Consider the following 18,214-nt stretch of genomic DNA (forward strand, 5'->3'; position numbering starts at 1 on the left):
AAATGCTGCAGACGGTCTCAGTTCATGAGGGAATCACATGCGAACGAATGTGTTGTTTTGGTTGTTACTTATTCTCATTTCTGTCACGACCATTCCCTCGATGAAATCTTATCCCGTGGTAAAACATGTGAATCAGGTTTCAGGTCATGTATCGACAGTCAGTTACGATGAAACTGGCAGACTACATGGTCGTTCTACAGTACATGACGACGAAGGGAATCTACTCGAAGTAGCAGAATATACTCATGGTGAGTGTACTTATGTTGCCAGAAGTGACTCCGATGGAAAGTTGTTGTATGAATTGCGTGAGGATGAGAACTATATTCTGGTTCAAACTTATGGCACGCAATAGACGGTGTTCCGTTTTACTGTAGTGTCTCCAGGAATAATGAAATCGAGTAAAATAATACGAAGACGGATACTTAAATACGGTGCACTCGAGATGCAGTTGGAGTGTTTAGTTCCAGTTATTCTGGGGTGAAATTCTGCCTGCGAATAATCAGGCTCTTTCAGACTTTCGTTTACGGGCGGGTTCTGGTTGTTCAGCTGTGACCGATTGGCTGGATCAATAAGGAATAAAAATAGATAACTCTGAATTCCCACTGATCACACTTCTGCAAAGCACCGTTACGGAATGGAAATCGAGTTGGCGCGTATTTTCCAAATGGATGCATACCATTTCGTTTCCCGAACGTCTCAATTCCGTGTAATTGCTTTCTGCCAGGTTCATTTGTATTCTTGGTGGGTGTACTATCGAAGTGTACGATAGAAAATCTTTATCGAGATTTACGATATGAATTTCGATTGCTTTTATCTACCTGGTGCCCCCCGTTTCGATTTGCTGTGGCTTACACAGCATCTGCAGCATGACCCATGGCGGGAATTGAGGAGGCAAGTTAAAAAGTTTGCTCCTTGAAAGGCGAAAACAGTCTTGGAGAAAACGTTCTTTAAGAAGGGGATATGAGGCAGCAACTACCAATTGTGATGCAGCTCTCAGAGCACATCAGCTGGAGAAAATATGAAGTGGCTTAACTCTTACCTGATGACAGTTCTGATCACGGCTGTTGCCTTGGGCAGCTCGACAGTCGATGCGGAAATCGTGCTCGAGGTCTCACCCAGAGGGCCGCTTCACTCGCTTGCCGCTGCCCGTGACGAAATTCGTAAACGTCAGCCAAATGAACCCGTGCGCGTTGTCGTCAAAGCGGGAATGTACCCGATCTCAGAGCCTCTCGTTTTCACCCCCGAAGATTCCGGTACCGCAGCAGCGCCGATCATTTACGAGGCTGCTCCTGGAAGTCGTCCTGTGATCTCTGGGGGTCAGCAAATCACCGATTTCATAATTGAAGCAGATGGCACGTGGACCGCGACCGTCGATCCGAAGTGGAAATTCGAGCAGCTCTGGGTCAACGGGAAACGAGCGGTGCGTGCCCGGGAACCGGACGAATTTTTCTTCTACCTACAAAACGGCCGGGAGAACATGGGGAAAACCGATGGCCCCAAGCCGAGGACGATTGCCCGACAGACGTTGTATGCTGATCCCGCAGATCTGGCTTCACTACGGAAGGTCCCGGTATCCGAGCGTGCTGGAGTTCAAGCCCTCTTCTTTCACAAGTGGGACAATACCCGGAAAATTCTGGATGGGTTCGACGTCGAGACAGGCAAGCTTTTTACATCCGGCAGACAGATGAAGCAATGGAATCCGCTGACCCGGAATACGGCTTATTTCCTGGAGAATTACCGGGCCGCCCTCGATTCACCGGGGGAATGGTACCTGGCGCCGGAAGGCAAACTACACTATGTTCCCCGGCCGGGTGAGACGCCGAAAAAGGCTAATGTATTTGCGCCTGTTGCTGAGAAATTATTGGTTCTCCAGGGAGATTTCGCCTCGGGAAAGTTCGTGGAACATCTGACCTTTCGTGGACTCAGTTTTCAGCACACGGACTGGCGCACGCCGCCGCAAGGGTTTGAGCCATCTCAAGCCGCTTCGCCCATCGAAGCTGCGGTGATGATTGACGGTGGACGTGCTCTGCGGTTTGAGGATTGTGAAATTGGTCACGTTGCTACCTACGGACTCTGGTTTCGCAAGGGCTGTCGGGATGGCGTCGTTACTCACTGCGATTTTCTCGACCTGGGTGCAGGCGGCGTCCGGATTGGAGAAACCCGAATTGCTTCCAAAGAAGCAGAACGGACTGAAAAGATCAAAGTCGATAACAATCTCATTCGGCACGGAGGCCGTCTTTTTCCCTGTGCAGTGGGTGTCTGGATTGGTCAGTCAGGCGATAACGCGGTGACACACAACGAGATTGCTGACTTCTTTTATACGGGGATCTCGGTTGGTTGGCGCTGGGGTTACAATGATAGTCTCGCTGTTCGGAACAAGATCGAATTTAACCACATTCACCATCTGGGCTGGGGCTGGCTCAGTGACATGGGGGGCGTCTATACCCTGGGACCTTCACCGGGCACAACCGTCAGCAATAACGTGATTCACGATGTCCTCTCCTGGAGCTACGGCGGCTGGGGACTGTATAATGACGAAGGGAGTACGGACATTGTGATGGAGAATAACCTGGTCTATCGTACTCGGTCGGGCGGCTATCACCAGCACTACGGTCGGAATAACCTGATCCAAAATAATATCTTCGCCTTCTCGCGCGAGTACCAGGTGAAACGCAGTCGGGTGGAAGAGCATCTGTCTTTCACGTTTGAACGCAACATTGTCGCTTTCAATTCCGGCGAACTGTTTCACGGGAACTGGAAAGACAAAAATGTGAAGGTGGATCACAATCTGTATTGGCGCACCGATGACAAGCCGATCGATTTTCAGGGAAAAACGTTCGCAGAGTGGCAGGCTGCCGGAAAAGACCAGGGTTCCATCATCGCCAATCCCCGTTTCATCGATCCGGCGAATGACAATTTTCAACTGGCGAAAGATTCCCCCGCGTTCAAAATCGGCTTTAAACCATTCGACTACGAGAAAGCGGGTCTCTATGGAGACGCGGAATGGATCGCGAAAGCACGTAGTCTCAAATTACCAGAAATGAAAGACCCGCCGCCAACACCTTTGCTATCGTTCGTTGAAGATTTCGAAGCAGGAGCACTGCCGCCGAGTAGTTCGGTCAGTAAAGATGAGAAGCGGGGCGGTGTCGAAGTCAGGGAAGTCAAGGGGGCTCCCTCCGGTTCGCAGGCGTTACTGCTGCTTGATACTCCGGGACAGAAGCAGCGCTATTACCCGATGTTTGTGGTCTCGCCGCATCATCGTGAAGGCATCAGTCGCTGTGCGTTTACGATCAAGCTGAGTTCTGCCGCTGTCTTTCAGCATGAGTGGCGCGATCAATCCAACCCGTATCGGATTGGTCCCACACTCTGGATTGAAAAAGGCAAGCTACGTGCAGCGAACGGCAAAGAATTGATGGATTTTCCTACTGATCAATGGGTGAATCTGGAAATCACGGCACCGCTCGGTGAGCAGGCGGGCAAGTGGGATCTGACTGTGACGTTACCGGGACAGAAGCCACGGCATTTCAAAAACCTGCGCTGCGTTCATCCCGAGTGGAAGACACTCGACTGGCTGGGTTTCATCAGCCAGGGGGATACGGATGCCGAGATCTGGATTGATGACCTTGAACTGTCGCAGTGAAGTGGGGCAGCGAATGTTTTGTTCGCTTGAGTGTCTGCTCAAATTGTTCGGTCAATTGTTTTCGTCTCTTGAGAGGTTGGGGCGATATGTGTGCAGTATAGGCGCTGCTGATAGGTAGGATGTCTCTACTGTCTGATATCATTTCTGAACCAGGACGTGTGGGTCATTAAAAGTGCAACCACTAACATCACGCTATGATCATTGCTGACCAACAGCCGGTATCTGTTACCATCATTGGGGTCACGATCCTGATTGGTCTGGCAGTCGGTGCGCTCTATTTATTTCGGGGCTATGAATACCTCGCAAACCGATCGCTGAGACAGAAATTAGAGGATTTCACGAATCATCCCGATCCACAGACCGGAGTTGTGATCTTGAAATATCACACCTATCATGGATTCCTTGCCTGGTTTACACAATCGACAATTCATGTTGCACTCCCACCTGACGAGGCCCGCGTCTTACTGGGGCGTCTTCTGCGGTACAACCTCACATGGGGCCTCGTGACTCCCGGCGTAATCTTCATACTGCCGCTGGCCATTCTGAACTATTTTGCACAACTCCGATCCATTGCCGCTCAGGAAGCGACCGGCGGGCTTTCCGAAATAATCATGGAACCCGCCGATATTGAACCGGCAGACATGCCTGTCGATCCCGCAGATGTTAACATTGTGGAATATCCATCCATGTTTCATCGTATTTTTGGCTGGATTGCTGCTGGTCTTTGCGTTCTGTTCGGCATTACTATTCTCGTGTCGCTTGTCAACGGAGAATTTGAAGCGGCGATAGGGGGAGTCATCATCACTGTATTGTTTGGTCTGGTGGCGCGAGACTGGCTCGGCTTGCGTAAAACAAAATCGGAATAATAAATGATTGCACCGGAGCCCGGTGGACTATATTTATGATCCACAAACGAGGTAGGTTTCATTGATGGATCGTATTTCGATTCTGATGCGTGTGTTCTGGGCGTCGCCGAATACGCTGCTGGGGCTGCTGATCGGCGGTGTGGGACTGTGTTTTGGCGGACGGGCGCGGATTCGTGGTCGGGCGATTGAGTTTTATGAGGGCGGTACGAAGTGGTTCATTCATCGATTGCCGCATGGTCAGTTCACGCTTGCTTTGACGTTGGGGCACACCATTCTTGGGCAGACCGATGCCTCTCTGGACATTTCCCGTGAACATGAAATGGTTCATGTCCGGCAGTATGAACGCTGGGGGCCTTTCATGTTGCCTGCTTACTATCTGGCGTCAATCTATATGTGGCTTTCCGGCCGCCGATTCTATCGCGATAATCCGTTCGAACGAGAAGCATATGATGCCGATGGGGGAGAGCACGATGCGTAACCTGGTAGCTGAACTTTCAACGGATTAATTGTGTCAGGAGTGAAACCAGAGAAAATCTCTTGCAGGTAAATTCCCATGAAAGTGAAATTGAGACCACAGATGTCTGAGCCCCTTGATCACAATAAAGTCGTCGTGCTGACGGGAGCGGGAATCAGTGCCGAGAGCGGATTGCCGACGTTTCGTGATATGGGCGGGCTATGGGAGCAGTACGAAATCACCGAGGTGGCTTCACCCCAGGCCTGGGAGATGAATCCACAACTGGTACTGGATTTTTATAATGAACGCAGAACAAAAGCGGTAGCGGCTTTACCCAATGCGGCGCATCAGGCGCTGGCGGAACTGGAGAGTCGTTACGAGGTGGTCGTGATCACGCAGAATGTGGATGACCTGCATGAGCGTGGAGGCTCCACCCAGGTAATCCACGTACATGGAGAATTGGTGAAAGCCCGCAGTACTGTTGATCCGACGCTCATCTATGAAATCGGCGGAAAGGAAATTCAACTGGGCGATCTCTGCGAACAGGGGGCCCAGTTACGGCCTCACATCGTCTGGTTTGGAGAAACGATTCACAACTATGACATCGCGGCAAGACATGTGATGAATGCAGGGAAAGTGCTCGTCGTGGGGACCTCGCTCTCGGTCTACCCGGCTGCCGGCCTGTTGACAAAAGCGAATCCGAGTGCGGAGAAACTGATCGTCAGCCCGGACCTGGAAGAGGAGCCTCTCGCCTTCCACTGGATCAGAGGGACCGCGGTGGAACACGTGCCTCAAATTGTGAATCGCTGGCTGGAAGAATGAAAAAAGTATCAGCGGCAGTACCATTCGTCGTTGACACCTTTCATTCTCCCCAGACCCTGCTTACCAGCGAAAACTGGCAAGTACCGGATGTTGATCAGGCATGTCATCCGGTTGAATGACGTAGGGAGTTCCCCCGTGTCTGCAGGTGTTCCGAATCGCCCAGTTGAGGAGTGCGATATCGCCAGATTCCTGTTGGGTATGTGTTTGTAATAATTCACCATCCTGGGGTAGATGCCCCCAAAGCTCTGATCCGATGGGAGTAAACAGCGCCTCGACGCGTCCCTGTCCTGCAGCCTGTAAGATTTCTTCAAGTTGATGTGAAATACGCGACGTTCCCATATGCTTCTGAAATTTCTCTTGCGCTTTCTGCAGGGATGTCTGGAATTTTGACTCAACGACCGGTAATGCGAGGTCTATCAGTTCGCGTACAGAGAGCTGATCTGGGGAAGTGGCAACACCTTCTGGCAAGAGTTGACTCCCTTGGAAGTGTTTGCGAAACAGGCTCTGCTGTTTTTCCGCACAGACAAGTACCAGAGGGGGAGTATTGTTTTCCAGGTAATTCTCCAGTTGCCTGGCGAGAAGCTGATAGTAGTCGGTTAAGACTTTTTCATTCTGTTCTTTCGTCAGACCATGTCCATGCTGAATCCCGGCGAATTCTCCACCCGGGGTACCGGAGGAAGTCGTATGGAACTGCAACGATTCTTCGAACTCGATGCCTCCCGCGAACTCATCCAGATTTGAAGGGATATTTTCAGGAAGTTCAATTTCCTGGAAATCACCATTTTGATGGCGTATCATTCTGATCGATTTTGGGCAGATCGCCAGTAGATCAAATCGATCATCTTCATACGCTTTATAAAATAAAGGACTGATATATAAAGTATCATCAACGGAAAGTGTTTTGGGGCATTGATAGGGCAGGTCAAAATGATGGAATAGTCCCGGTGCCATCAGCAGACATAGTCCCTGGGGAGCGCCTTGTTTCCAGAAGACGGGATCATTCTGCAACTCTCGTGCTGGTTTCAGAAATGAGCGGGCTTCTGCTGTGCCGAGACCGCGCTCCTGAAGTGCTGTTTCTGCTTCATCCAGCTGGTTCCTCAACTCAATTGAATCCTGTCCCAGTTCTGAGACGGCTTGATGTCGGGGAATATAAATGGAAACGCACGGCCCTTGTTCCCATTCAGTCAGGGGTTTAAGCACATCAAGTGTTAATGTCTGCATCGAACGTTCCTTGTTGATTAAATTCAAATGAACCTGAGTCGTAGACGCGGATTTGCAGGGACCTCATTTAGACTGATACTGCACCATGATGATATTAAAAATGAATCACGACCTTAAATGATGTCTGTTAGCTTCAGTCTATATCGGTACAGCTTAGAGATAATCAGGGGAGTAATGTGATCCGAGATGGGCGGATGCCGTGTTTTCAGGTAGGGGAATTCCCCATGTCGGTATGAAACTGGAATAAGGGAGTTCATCCGAAATTGTGGTCGCTAGACGATTCCGAACAGGCTGGTTAGAATCGAAGTGTCCTGTCCCACTGTTTTTACAAACTGACTGAGAGGCTGCGATGGAGATTCAACAGCTTCAGGAAATTCTGCAACAACTCCGCTTTACCTCGGGGTTGTCCGTAGCAGAACAACAGCAGTTAGCTGCCATCTCCCGTTTTCAGGATTATCCTCGTAATACGACGATCTTTACCGAAGGAACTGAGCATCGGGATCTTTATATTATTCTCAGCGGTCGCGTTGAGATCTGCATGACCATTCCCGCCCGTGGCTGTCTACCCGTTTTGACCCTCGAAGAGGGAGACCTGGTCGGCTGGTCGTCTATTCTCAAACAGGGAGAGATGACAGCGACCGTCGTCGCCGTGGAAGATACCCGTATGATTGCTATTGACGCAGAAGCGCTGGCGGCAGTTTGCGAGCAGGACCATGATATCGGTTACCAGATTATGCGGCGGGTAGCTTTGGCGTTATCTCAGCGGCTGGTTGCCAGTCGCCTGCAGGTGCTCGATATGTATGCTGTTGTTGAAGAAGCACATCCTCTTAAGCAGGGAGACGCAAGTGAGTGATTCTGTGCAATCGGGCAATCCACAAAGCTGCTTTTTACCGTTGGAGGAATTTGCGAGGCTTTTTGATGTGCTGATATCCCGCGGTTACCAAGTGATTGGTCCTACGATCGATCAGGAAGCCATCGTCTACGGCGAGCTGTCATCGATTGATGATCTACCCCGTGGTTGGACCGATCAGCAGGAACCAGGCAAATACCGACTGGTTCCACGCGACGATGATGCGCTCTTTGGATATGTGGTGGGCCCGAGTTCCTGGAAGAAACAGCTGTTTCCACCGGTCACCACCCTGGCGCGGGCTGACCGAACCGAGGAAGGCTGGCAGTTCGAGGAGGCGAAGGAAGAAACACCCCGCTATGCATTTCTGGGTGTTCGTGCCTGTGAACTGGCTGCGATGAAAATACAGGATCGGGTTTTCACGGGGGGGCCTTACGTCGATTCGATTTATGACCAGCGTCGCAGCCAGGCGCTGGTCATCGCCGTGAATTGTACGCAAGCAGCATCGACCTGTTTTTGTACTTCCATGGAGACGGGGCCTCGCTGCAAAACAGGATTTGATCTGGCGCTCACCGAATTGCCGGATGGCTTCCTGGTTGAGGTAGCAACTAGTGCCGGTGCGGAGATCATTGAAGACCTGGAGACCGTCAAAGTTTCGCCTGAACAGGATTCACAGGCACATGCGGCGCGACAGCAGGCAGTCGACCAGATTGAACGACGATTTGACACGACGGACATTAAAGACCTGCTCATGTCCAACCTGGAACATTCCCAGTGGGATGATGTGGCAGAGCGTTGTCTGTCCTGCACGAACTGTACGATGGTCTGTCCGACCTGTTTCTGCAGTTCGGTTGAGGAAGTCAGTGATCTGACCGGAGACCATGTGGAGCGGCAGCGGCAGTGGGACTCCTGTTTTAATCTGGATTTCAGTTACATGAACGGAGGTCTGGTCCGCAACAGTACTCGTAATCGGTACCGGCAGTGGTTGACGCATAAACTATCGACGTGGATTGATCAGTTTGGCACTTCAGGGTGCGTCGGTTGTGGAAGATGTATTACCTGGTGCCCTGTCGGAATCGATCTGACACAGGAAGTGAATGCGATACGGGAATCGCAGTCATGAATTCGACTGTCAGCAAGCAGACTGAGAAACCAGGCAGCTTCTGGGTTGCGAAAACTGCCGTGATTCGTGAGATCACTGCCGAAGTCAGTGGGGTCGCCACTTACCAGTTGGCTTTGACAGATGCTGCGGCTGCGCAGTCCTATCGTTTTGAACCAGGTCAGTTTAACATGCTGTATCTTCCTGGTGCAGGAGAATCGGCGATTTCAATGAGCGGTGATCCTGATGCCTGTGAGACATTGGCTCATACCATAAGATTGGCCGGAAATGTGACGCGCGGTATCGCTGCGTTGAAAGTGGGGGATACCCTGGGGCTGCGCGGGCCTTTTGGTACGAGTTGGCCGCGTGAGGCCTGTCGGGGAAAAAATGTCATTCTGGTGGCCGGAGGAATCGGCCTGCCACCCTTGCGTCCCTTAATATATCAACTGCTCGCTCAGCGACACGAGTATGGGAGTCTGCATTTATTGTATGGGGCACGCACACCAGAGATGCGCGTTTATACGCGGGAATATGATCGTTGGAGAGAAGCGGGGCTGGAGATCAGAGAAACCGTTGATCGCTCGAGCCCCGGTTGGCGCGGGAATGTGGGGGTCGTGCCTCAGTTACTGGAACGGCTCACCGGATTTGATCCCGCCCAGACGGTTTTGTTGATCTGTGGTCCAGATCTGATGATGCGTTTTACAGCCCGCGCTGCGCTGCAACGGGGGATGACCAGCGAACAGATCTGGGTTTCAACCGAACGAAATATGCAGTGCGCGGTCGGTTTGTGTGGTCATTGTCAGCTGGGACCTCAATTCATCTGTAAGGATGGGCCGGTCTTTCGTTACGATCAGATTTCACCCTATTTAAAAGTAGAAGGGCTCTGAAAGTGGGAAAACCCAGACTGGCAGTTTTCAAATTTGCTTCCTGTGATGGTTGTCAGCTCTCCCTGCTGGACGCAGAGGATCAGTTGTTGTCCGTTGCCGATGCCGTGGAGATCGTGCATTTTCCCGAGGCCACGAGTCGCATGGAAGCAGGCCCGTATGATATTTCGCTGATTGAAGGATCTATTACCACGCCTCACGATGCAGCCCGGATCCAGCAGATTCGCAGGGACTCTCGTTTCTTGATGACCATCGGTGCCTGTGCTACCTCTGGTGGAATTCAGGCATTGAGAAATGGGGCCGATTCCGCTGAATTCATGCGGACTGTGTATGCCAGTCCCGGATACATCGAGGTGTTAGAACACTCTACGCCTATCGCAGATCATGTGACTGTTGATTTCGAATTACGAGGCTGCCCGATTAATCAATATCAGCTGATTGAAGTCATTCAGTCTCTGTTAGCAGGACGGACGCCTCGAACCCCCGGGCACAGTGTCTGCCTGGATTGTAAACGTCGTGGAACGGTGTGTGTGACGGTGGCACAGGGAATTGCCTGCCTGGGACCTGTGACGCAGTCGGGTTGTAATGCACTCTGCCCGAGTTACAACCGAGGCTGTTATGGTTGTTTTGGACCTGCCTCGCAAATTAATCTGGTGAGCCTGACTTCACAGATGGAGCAGGACGGGGCCTCGAAACAGGAAATTTCCAACAGCCTGCAGAATTTCAATAGCAACGCGCCCGCCTTTCGTGAGGAAAGCCGACGATTGCTGGATCGGAACGGGGAGCCAGACTGATGGATGACCGCAAGATCAAAGTTGAAACGTTAACCCGTGTAGAGGGGGAAGGGGGGCTGTTTATCCGCATGAGTGGTGAAACGATTGAAGAAGTCCGCCTGGAAATTTATGAACCGCCCCGCCTGTTTGAAGCGTTATTGCGGGGACGACCTCTGGAAGATGCGCCGGATATCACGGCGCGGATCTGTGGAATCTGTCCGGTGGCATACCAGATGAGTAGTGTGCATGCCCTGGAGGCTGCATTGGAAGTGACCGTTTCGCCGGAGATTCGCCGTTTGCGTCGGCTGTTATATTGTGGTGAATGGATTGAAAGCCATGGCTTGCATATGCATTTACTGCATGCCCCTGATTTTCTGGGCTTTGACAGCGGTCTGGAAATGGCGAAGCAGTTTCCCGAAGAGGTCAATCGTGGATTGAGACTCAAAAAACATGGCAATCAACTGGTTGACCTGCTGGGAGGGCGGGCCATTCATCCGGTGAATGTCTGCGTGGGGGGCTTCTATCGCATTCCCCGCCGAAATGAATTTCAAAAACTGATACCAGATTTTGAATGGGGGCTGAACGCTGCCATCGAGACCACACGCTGGGTGGCTGGTTTTGATTTTCCGGAAATGGAATCGGATTGCGAATTTATTTCACTGTCTCATCCTGACGAATATCCCATGAATGCCGGCGTGATGAAATCCAGTCTGGGTGATCTGATTGATGTCGAACGGTATGAAGAGGAATTTGAAGAGCGGCAGGTGCCCCACTCCACTGCCTTGCAGGCTTTTCGTAAATCCACGGGGCAACCTTATCTGCTCGGTCCGTTATCGCGACTTAACCTGAATCGGGAGCAACTGTTTCCCCAGGCACGAAAACTGGCAGATGAAATCGGATGGGAACCGGTCTGTCGTAATCCACACAAAGCGATTATTGCGCGAGGCCTGGAAATCGTCCACGCATATGAAGAAACGTTGTCGATCCTGCGTGATCAACATCCCGCAGGAAAACCGCGAGAAACCTATTCCCCGCAAGCAGGAATCGGTAAATCAGCGACCGAAGCACCACGGGGGACGTTGTATCATCGCTATGAAATTGATGATCAAGGCAAGATTGTTGAGGCCTGTATTGTCCCGCCGACGTCTCAGAACCAGGCACAAATTGAAGTGGAACTCAAACATGTCGTGGCAGAATCAATTGGTCAAGAAGATGTAGAACTCGCGCGCAAATGTGAAAACCTGGTAAGAGCCTATGATCCCTGTATCAGTTGTTCAACTCACTTTTTGAAAGTCACCATCGACCGACATTGAGAGGCAGCAGTAAGGAAGTGAGAATGAACAAGGGGAGACAACTCATGATCGCTGGAATAGGCAGTCCTCACGGTGATGATCAGGCTGGTTGGGAGATGGCCAGGCAGATTGAACAGCGAAATTATAATCACGTTTGTGTGAAACTGGCACGGACTCCGGCTGATTTGCTGGACTGGATTGAACCTGCGATGGATCTGCTGATTTGTGATGCCTGTCAGGGAGCCGGTGAAACGGGTAGTGTTCATCAATGGGAATGGCCTAGCGGGCAGCTGGAGAAGATTCGCTGGTCGGGGACGCATCAGATGTCTTTGACTGGTGTACTTGCGCTGGCAGAGCAGTTGGAAAGACTCCCAAAGCAAGTAAGGATCTGGGGCGTAGAACTGCAGTCGAATCATTCCGGAGAGACATTGTCAGCAGCGGTGCAGGCAGGAGTTTCCACTGTGGTCGAATCCATCTGTAGGGATCTCATTCAATCTATCAGGCAAGGGGAGATGGAACATGCATGAACGGTCGCTGGTACAGAATCTGTTGAAACAGGTTCGACAAATTGTTGCCACTCAGGGAGGCGGTCGTGTTTCTGAAATCTGTGTCCAGGCGGGAGATTTGTCAGGGGTTGAGCCGCTGTTATTTGCGGCTGCCTTTGAGGAAATGGTTCCGGAGGTCTTTTCTGCGGAATGTCGGTTAAAGCTGGATCTGGTCCCTGTCACTGCCGTTTGTTCGCATTGTCAGCATGAATTTGAAGTCCTCGATTTTCAGTTTTACTGTCCTGAATGTCAGTCAGGAACCGTGGACGTCATTCAGGGGGATGAGCTGCAAATCATCAGTGTTACGATGGAATCCATTGATTCACATGAAGGAGTTTCCGCATGAGTCAGCAAACGATAATTGTCAAACGTGATCTGCAAGCAGATCAAAAAGCCGATGCTGAGGTGGAACGTGTTCGTCTTGGGAAGCGTGGCACTCTGGTTGTGAATTTGCTGTCCTCTCCGGGATCGGGAAAAACGAGTTTACTGGAAGCGACGGCGAGGCAGTTTGCCGGGCGTCGGTCGATGGCAGTTCTCGTGGGTGATCTGGAAACTGACCGCGATGCGCAGCGGTTGGCACCCCTGGTTCCGGTAGCGCAACTGACGACGGGAGGCGCCTGTCATCTGGAACTGCCGCTGGTGCAGCGGGGTCTGACAGCGCTGGGTGATCCTGAAGTTGATTTTCTGTTTATCGAGAATGTGGGAAATCTGGTCTGTCCGGCTTCGCATGATCTGGCAGAACACTTGCGCGTCGTACTTATCAGCACGACAGAAGGCGATGATAAGCCGGGAAAATATCCTAAAATGTTCCGTACCAGTCAGGCCATGCTGATCACGAAACTGGATTTATTACCGCACGTTCCGTTTTCTGTAGAAGCAGTGACTGCCGATGCACAGAGGATTCAACCTGCGCTGCAGATGTTTCCCTGCTGTTCCCTGACTGGAAATGGTATTCAGGAATGGTGTGATTTCCTGGAAGAGCAACATCAACTTCAACTGGCAACATACCATGAACCAGCGGGCAATCATTGAGAGTACGGAACGAATTATTGCACGCAAGATCACTTTGAGTGGCCACGTACAGGGGATCGGATTGCGCCCTGCCGTCGCACGGCGAGCCTGTGAATTACGGTTGGCAGGTTCTATCTGTAATACAACAGAAGGGATTGAGCTGCTGATTGAGGGGCCTGAAAACATCGTACTGGATTTCGAGCGAGATCTGGAAACTTACCTGCCAAGTGACACTGTGATTCACAGAAAAACCAGTGAAGCGACCATGCTGCGCGGTTTAAAGCAGTTTAATATCATCGAAAAACAGACTGGCGGTCCCCTTGCTGCCCGTATTCCACCTGATATCGCCGTCTGTCCGGATTGTCTGTCTGAGCTTGCTGATCCTGCAGATCACCGGTGCGGCTATGCTTTTATCAGTTGCACGCAATGTGGTCCCCGGTATTCCCTGATCCAATCCATGCCCTATGAACGATCTCAGACAGGCATGTCAGAATTTGAACTCTGTTCGCGCTGTCAGCGAGAATATGATTCCCCCGTTGATCGCCGCTTTCATGCCCAGACCATCGCTTGTCCGAAGTGTGGTCCCCACATCTGGTGTACCAATGCTGCAGGGGAAACAACGGCGTCATCTACAGACGCAATCCAGAGTGCGGCCCGCGCTCTGCAGCAGGGGGAGCTTGTTGGTCTGAAAGGATTGGGCGGCTATCAACTACTGGTGAATGCCACGAGTAAGTCAGCCGTTGAATTGCTAAGGGAGAGGAAACGACGTCAGGGAAAACCTCTGGCAGTGATGGTGACTGACATCGCTGCGGCATTAAAACTGGCTGTTCTGAATGATGCGGAAGCAGCAGCGCTGACAAGCCCCGCGGCGCCGATTGTGCTGCTACAGGTACGACAGGATTCACCGATTGCCGGTAACGTGAATTCTGGCTTAAACACTTTGGGAGTGATGCTGCCGACAACACCGTTGCACTGGTTACTTCTCCAGCAATGCGATTTTCCCCTGGTGGTCAGCAGTGCGAACCGGGAAGGCGAACCGCTGTTTTTTCAGGATCGAAGTCTTTCAGAGAATATTACGAAGCTGGCAGACTGCTGGCTGGAGCATGATCGTCCGATTGAACGCCCTGTCGATGACAGTGTCGTCCGCTGGATGGCAGGTCGTCTGGTGACGATTCGACTGGCGCGGGGGCTGGCACCGTTGTCTCTGAATCTGGAACATCCTCTGACTGCCATTGCGCTGGGTGGACATCAGAAAGCAGCGATTGCATTACATAACGGTTCTCAATCTGTTCTGGCGCCTCATATCGGTGATCTGGAGAGTCTGGCTGCCTGCGAACGTTATGAGGAGCAGCTGGAATCACTCAAACAGCTCTATGCCATTTCCAAGGCTGATTTCATTTGCGACGAACATCCCGATTATTTTACTTCGAATCGGGCATCGCAACCGGATTCAAACGTTGAGAGAGTCCAGCATCATCATGCTCATATTGTGGCGGGCATGCTGGAGCAGGGTTGGCTGGATCAACAGGTATTAGGAGTCGCTTTTGACGGTACAGGCTGGGGCGACGATCAGACCATCTGGGGAGGAGAGTTTTTACTATCAACGACGGCTCAATATACGAGGGTTGGTCATTTAAAACCGTTCCGCCTGCCGGGTGGAGCAGCGGCCGTCCGTGAACCGTATCGCGTTGCCGTTTCCCTGTTGTCAGAGACGCTGGGACCGGAGGCTGCATTGAATGCAGGCATACAGGCAGAACTGGTCAGACCTGTGTTGCAGATTTTCAGATCCGACCATCTTTCTCCTCTCACAACCAGTGTCGGACGCTTGTTTGATGGAGTCGCGGCCCTGGTACTGGGCGTCACGCATTCCGAATATGAAGGGCAGGCAGCGATGCTGCTGGAGGCGAGTTGCGATCTTTCAGAAGCAGGCAGCTATGAGATACCTCTGTTACAGGAAACGCCGTTTCAACTGGACTGGCGACCTTGTATTACCGCGATTCTGCGAGATCGGGAAGCGGGAGTCTCTCCAGGTGTGATGGCAATGCGGTTTCATCGAGGTCTGGCCCGGGGAACGGCGCGGTTGTGTCAGGAGTTTTCTTTCCTGCCGGTCGTGCTGGGAGGAGGCGTATTTCAGAACCGCTGCCTGGTTGAACTTCTGGCGGAAGAACTGAGTCAGAAGAACCAGCCACTGGGGTTACCTGGCAAGATCCCTCCCAACGATGGCGGTCTGGCTGCCGGTCAACTGGCGGTCGCGATTGCCCGTTCAAAACAGAAAGGAGCCGCGCCGTGTGTTTAGGAATTCCTGGCCAACTGGTTCGCTGGGTAGAACGGGAAGGTATCTTTTCGCAGGCAGAGATTGAGTTTGATGGCATTCGCCGCGTTGTGCATATGGCCTGTGTGACTGAGGCAGAAGTGGGTGATTACATTCTGGTCCACGCCGGGATAGCGATCAATCGGATTGATGCGCGGGAGGCGCAGCGGATTTTTGAGACGCTGGCTGAGTGGGGTGAAGATGAAGGCTGGCATGAAACTCTGCCTGATGGAGGCGAGAGCGATTCATGAAGTTCCTGGATGAATATCGAGATCCGGTTGCAGCGCAACAACTGGTGGATGAAATTCGACGCGTTTCCACCCGCTGCTGGACCTTGATGGAAGTGTGTGGCGGGCAGACGCATGGCCTGTTACGTCATGGAATTGCCGCCGAGTTACAGGGGACCGTTGAATTAATTCATGGTCCCGGTTGTCCAGTCTGTGTTACCGATCAGGCAGACATTGATTATGCCTGCCAACTGGCAATGCGGCCTGATGTGATTGTGACCAGTTTCGGTGACATGCTGCGTGTGCCCGGCAGTCAGGGTTCTTTACTGGATGCCCGGACCAGAGGGGGGGAAGTGAGAATCGTTTATTCGCCTCTGGATGCGGTGGAACTGGCGCGCAGGCAACCTGAGAAACAGGTTGTGTTTTTCGCAGTCGGATTTGAGACGACGGCACCTGCGACGGCGCTGGCAGTGAAGCAGGCCGCGCAATATGAGCTCGATAATTTCAGTCTGATTGTCTCGCATGTCCGAGTCCAACCCGCGATGGAATCCCTGGTTGAATCACCGGATCACCGGGTGCAGGCCTTTCTGGCAGCCGGGCATGTCTGCACGGTAATGGGATATGAATCATACGAGCGGTTTGTGGAACGCTATCAATTGCCTGTTGTCGTGACCGGATTCGAGCCACTCGATTTACTGGAGGGAATTCTGGCATGTGCCAGGCAGCTGGAAACAGGTGAAGCACGGTTGGAGAATTGTTATTCACGCGCCGTCCAGGTCGCCGGAAATCAGTCAGCGCGGGATCTCGTGCAGGATGTGTATCAGGTATCCGATTGTCGCTGGAGGGGATTTGGTCTCATTCCGGCGGGCGGGCTCGCATTGCAGGAGCAGTGGCAGCAGTTTGATGCGCGTGTTCGTTTTTCCGAATGTGGATTGCCGGTCATTCTAAACAGTGAGTGTCGCAGCTTCGATGTGATGACGGGACAATTGAAGCCGCCGGAGTGTCCGCATTTTGGAAAGCAGTGTACCCCCGAAACGCCGCTGGGAGCGCCGATGGTCTCTTCAGAAGGTGCCTGTGCCGCTTACTACCGCTATGCGGGTGTCTGAAGCGATTAGTTAATTGTTCAAAGTGAATGTGGAGTACGATGGAAAACCATCAGCAGAATATGACCAGCAGCTGGCAGCTGAATTGTCCCATCGAGGTTCCAGCGGAAACGGACTGCGTGACACTGGCACATGGTGAGGGAGGGAGGCTTTCTCGCAAACTGATTCAGGAACGCATTATTTCGGTTCTGAAAAATGATGCTCTGGAAACCTTAAGTGATGCAGCCAGACTGCCTCGCGTCGATGGTCCGCTGGCGCTGACGACGGACAGTTTTGTTGTTTCACCCCTGTTTTTCCCGGGAGGAAATATTGGCAGCCTCGCGATTTATGGCACCGTCAACGATCTGGCAGTCAGCGGGGCGCATCCGCTCTGGCTTACACTGTCATTGATCCTTGAAGAGGGCTTTCCGCTGGTAATTCTGGATCGCGTGCTGCAAAGTCTGGCTGAAGCAGCGCGGCACACGGCGGTAAAGATCGTGGCCGGTGATACCAAGGTTGTTCCCCGGGGCGCCGTCGATGGTCTGTTTATCAATACGGCAGGAGTCGGCGAGCTGACAGAACCCGTTCCGCCGGGACCTGCGTGCCTGGCAGAAGGGGATGAGCTTGTTATCAGCGGGCCCATTGGCCAACATGGAATTGCGGTACTGGCAGCACGCGAACAATTGCAGTTTGATCCCTTGCCTCACAGCGACTGTGGTTCCCTGTTGGGCGCTGTCGAGCAGTTGCGGGGCTCTCTCGGTGACCGGATTTGCTGTATGCGGGATGCAACCCGGGGCGGAGTGGCAGCGGTGCTGCAGGAATGGGCTGAGTCCAGTGGTTTGACACTTAGTATCAATGAACGCTGTGTGCCCGTTTCACCCGAGGTGAGGGGAATGAGCGAATTACTGGGACTGGATCCATTGCATATTGCCAATGAGGGGACCATGCTGATCGCGGTCAGGCAGGGAGCCGGTCCCGAAGCGGTCTCTGTTTTAGAGACACTCTCCGAGACGGCAGATGCCCGGGTGATCGGTTCTGTCAAGGCGCGGGGAGTTGCCCCGGTAACAGTAAGACGGACACTGGGACCTGAACAGCCTCTACACGACCCACTGGGCAGTCCTCTGCCACGAATCTGTTGAT

Annotated in this window: 18 protein-coding genes; 17 read left to right on the top strand and 1 reads right to left on the bottom strand. The window is 52.3% G+C overall.

Annotated features, from left to right (window positions below; genetic code table 11):
- Nucleotides 1-100: 100 nt before the first annotated feature.
- The 5 genes from ACN0YH_RS25650 to ACN0YH_RS25670 all read left to right on the top strand — a co-directional run bounded on the left by ACN0YH_RS25650 (nt 101) and on the right by ACN0YH_RS25670 (nt 5,782).
- On the top strand, nt 101-352 hold the full coding sequence (locus ACN0YH_RS25650) for a hypothetical protein (RefSeq protein WP_417382455.1): 252 nt from the start codon (nt 101-103) through the stop codon (nt 350-352).
- Nucleotides 353-1,018: 666 nt separating this feature from the next.
- Nucleotides 1,019-3,640, top strand: coding sequence for a right-handed parallel beta-helix repeat-containing protein (locus tag ACN0YH_RS25655; RefSeq protein ID WP_417382456.1), 2,622 nt, complete (start codon nt 1,019-1,021; stop codon nt 3,638-3,640).
- Nucleotides 3,641-3,834: 194 nt separating this feature from the next.
- Nucleotides 3,835-4,506, top strand: coding sequence for a hypothetical protein (locus ACN0YH_RS25660; protein ID WP_417382457.1), 672 nt, complete (start codon nt 3,835-3,837; stop codon nt 4,504-4,506).
- A gap of 64 nt (nt 4,507-4,570) precedes the next feature.
- Nucleotides 4,571-4,984, top strand: a complete 414-nt coding sequence (locus tag ACN0YH_RS25665; RefSeq protein ID WP_417382458.1) for a hypothetical protein — start codon at nt 4,571-4,573, stop codon at nt 4,982-4,984.
- Nucleotides 4,985-5,083: 99 nt separating this feature from the next.
- On the top strand, nt 5,084-5,782 hold the full coding sequence (locus tag ACN0YH_RS25670; protein ID WP_417382459.1) for a Sir2 family NAD-dependent protein deacetylase: 699 nt from the start codon (nt 5,084-5,086) through the stop codon (nt 5,780-5,782).
- Between the two features lie 60 nt (nt 5,783-5,842).
- On the opposite strand, the gene ACN0YH_RS25675 is transcribed toward ACN0YH_RS25670, so the two are convergent.
- Complete coding sequence (locus tag ACN0YH_RS25675) at nt 5,843-7,003, bottom strand: hypothetical protein (protein WP_417382460.1); 1,161 nt, start codon at nt 7,001-7,003, stop codon at nt 5,843-5,845.
- A 349-nt stretch (nt 7,004-7,352) separates the two neighbouring features.
- On the opposite strand from ACN0YH_RS25675, the gene ACN0YH_RS25680 reads away from it, so the two are divergent.
- Genes ACN0YH_RS25680 through hypE form a run of 12 tightly spaced genes read left to right on the top strand, consistent with a single transcriptional unit; the run spans nt 7,353 to nt 18,213 of the window.
- Nucleotides 7,353-7,856, top strand: a complete 504-nt coding sequence (locus tag ACN0YH_RS25680; protein ID WP_417382461.1) for a Crp/Fnr family transcriptional regulator — start codon at nt 7,353-7,355, stop codon at nt 7,854-7,856.
- Nucleotides 7,849-8,973 carry a 4Fe-4S dicluster domain-containing protein gene (locus ACN0YH_RS25685; protein WP_417382462.1) on the top strand — a complete coding sequence of 375 codons (1,125 nt, stop codon included), beginning with the start codon at nt 7,849-7,851 and terminating at the stop codon, nt 8,971-8,973. The genes ACN0YH_RS25680 and ACN0YH_RS25685 overlap by 8 nt, the downstream gene beginning before the upstream one ends.
- Nucleotides 8,970-9,836: an FAD/NAD(P)-binding protein gene (locus ACN0YH_RS25690; protein WP_417382463.1), complete on the top strand. Its 867-nt coding sequence runs from the start codon at nt 8,970-8,972 to the stop codon at nt 9,834-9,836. The genes ACN0YH_RS25685 and ACN0YH_RS25690 overlap by 4 nt, the downstream gene beginning before the upstream one ends.
- A 2-nt stretch (nt 9,837-9,838) precedes the next feature.
- Nucleotides 9,839-10,627: an oxidoreductase gene (locus ACN0YH_RS25695; RefSeq protein ID WP_417382464.1), complete on the top strand. Its 789-nt coding sequence runs from the start codon at nt 9,839-9,841 to the stop codon at nt 10,625-10,627.
- On the top strand, nt 10,627-11,919 hold the full coding sequence (locus tag ACN0YH_RS25700; protein WP_417382465.1) for a Ni/Fe hydrogenase subunit alpha: 1,293 nt from the start codon (nt 10,627-10,629) through the stop codon (nt 11,917-11,919). The genes ACN0YH_RS25695 and ACN0YH_RS25700 overlap by 1 nt, the downstream gene beginning before the upstream one ends.
- A 44-nt stretch (nt 11,920-11,963) precedes the next feature.
- Nucleotides 11,964-12,425, top strand: coding sequence for a hydrogenase maturation protease (locus ACN0YH_RS25705; protein ID WP_417382466.1), 462 nt, complete (start codon nt 11,964-11,966; stop codon nt 12,423-12,425).
- Nucleotides 12,418-12,789 carry a hydrogenase maturation nickel metallochaperone HypA gene (locus tag ACN0YH_RS25710; RefSeq protein ID WP_417382467.1) on the top strand — a complete coding sequence of 124 codons (372 nt, stop codon included), beginning with the start codon at nt 12,418-12,420 and terminating at the stop codon, nt 12,787-12,789. The genes ACN0YH_RS25705 and ACN0YH_RS25710 overlap by 8 nt, the downstream gene beginning before the upstream one ends.
- Nucleotides 12,786-13,475 (top strand): hydrogenase nickel incorporation protein HypB, encoded by a 690-nt coding sequence (hypB, locus tag ACN0YH_RS25715; RefSeq protein ID WP_417382468.1) that lies wholly within the window; start codon nt 12,786-12,788, stop codon nt 13,473-13,475. The genes ACN0YH_RS25710 and hypB overlap by 4 nt, the downstream gene beginning before the upstream one ends.
- Nucleotides 13,453-15,750, top strand: coding sequence for a carbamoyltransferase HypF (hypF, locus tag ACN0YH_RS25720; protein WP_417382469.1), 2,298 nt, complete (start codon nt 13,453-13,455; stop codon nt 15,748-15,750). The genes hypB and hypF overlap by 23 nt, the downstream gene beginning before the upstream one ends.
- Nucleotides 15,741-16,016, top strand: coding sequence for a HypC/HybG/HupF family hydrogenase formation chaperone (locus tag ACN0YH_RS25725; RefSeq protein ID WP_417382470.1), 276 nt, complete (start codon nt 15,741-15,743; stop codon nt 16,014-16,016). The genes hypF and ACN0YH_RS25725 overlap by 10 nt, the downstream gene beginning before the upstream one ends.
- Nucleotides 16,013-17,098 carry a hydrogenase formation protein HypD gene (hypD, locus tag ACN0YH_RS25730; protein WP_417382471.1) on the top strand — a complete coding sequence of 362 codons (1,086 nt, stop codon included), beginning with the start codon at nt 16,013-16,015 and terminating at the stop codon, nt 17,096-17,098. Before ACN0YH_RS25725 ends, hypD begins: the two co-directional genes overlap by 4 nt.
- A 38-nt stretch (nt 17,099-17,136) precedes the next feature.
- Nucleotides 17,137-18,213, top strand: coding sequence for a hydrogenase expression/formation protein HypE (hypE, locus tag ACN0YH_RS25735; RefSeq protein ID WP_417382472.1), 1,077 nt, complete (start codon nt 17,137-17,139; stop codon nt 18,211-18,213).
- Nucleotide 18,214 lies beyond the last annotated feature (1 nt).

It is taken from the genome of Gimesia sp. (genome assembly GCF_048262075.1).
In the GTDB taxonomy this organism is placed as follows: Bacteria; Planctomycetota; Planctomycetia; order Planctomycetales; family Planctomycetaceae; genus Gimesia.